The sequence below is a fragment of the Actinacidiphila acidipaludis genome (assembly GCF_019890725.1).
In the GTDB taxonomy this organism is placed as follows: domain Bacteria; phylum Actinomycetota; class Actinomycetes; order Streptomycetales; family Streptomycetaceae; genus Actinacidiphila; species Actinacidiphila acidipaludis.
This window is the reverse complement of the sequence record NZ_JAINZZ010000145.1, coordinates 1-786: the sequence shown is the minus strand read 5'-3', so window position 1 is coordinate 786 and position 786 is coordinate 1. Positions and strand designations below refer to the sequence as shown.

Here is a 786-nt window from a genome sequence, read left to right as displayed (position 1 = left end):
CGAGATCGAGAACACGCTGCTGACGCGTGACGACATCGCGCAGGCCACCGTGATCGCGCGCGAGGACACCCCCGGCGACCAGCGGCTCGTCGCCTACCTCGTGCCCGCGTCCGGGACGGCCGCGCCCGGCACCGCCGCCGTGCGCGCCCACGTCGCCCAGGCGCTGCCGGACTACATGGTCCCGGCCGCCTTCGTCACCCTCGACCGCCTCCCGCTCACCGTCAACGGCAAACTCGACACCAAAGCCCTGCCCGCACCCCAGACACCGGCCACCGCCGCCGACAGCCGCGGCCCCCGCACCCCGCAGGAAGAGATCCTCTGCACCCTCTTCGCCGAGGTGCTCGGTGCGGACCGGGTGGGCGCGGAGGACAGCTTCTTCGACCTGGGCGGCCACTCGCTGCTCGCGACCCGGCTGGTCTCCCGGGTGCGCTCCGAGATGGGCGTGGAGCTGACGGTGCGCAGCCTTTTCGAGGCGCCGACACCGGAGTTGCTGGCCGAGCAGGTGGCCGGAGCGGCGCGGGCGCGGGCGGGACTGACGGCGTACGCCCGGCCCGAGGTGGTGCCGCTGTCGTTCGCCCAGCGCGGGCAGTGGTTCCTCAACCGTTTCGGGGAGGGTGACGCCTCCTACAACCTCGCCTTCGAGCTGCGGCTGCACGGAAACGTGGACGCGGGGGCGCTGGAGGCGGCTTTGCGGGACGTCACCGACCGGCACGAAGCGCTGCGCACGACGTTCCCCGAGATCGACGGCATCCCCCGGCAAGTCGTCCAGGCCGAACCCCAGATCGT

At 72.9% G+C, this 786-nt stretch carries 1 protein-coding gene; it reads left to right on the top strand.

Features of this window, described 5'->3' with window-relative positions:
• On the top strand, positions 1 to 786 hold a 786-nt coding region (locus tag K7862_RS37060), incomplete at both ends, for a phosphopantetheine-binding protein (RefSeq protein WP_262414389.1).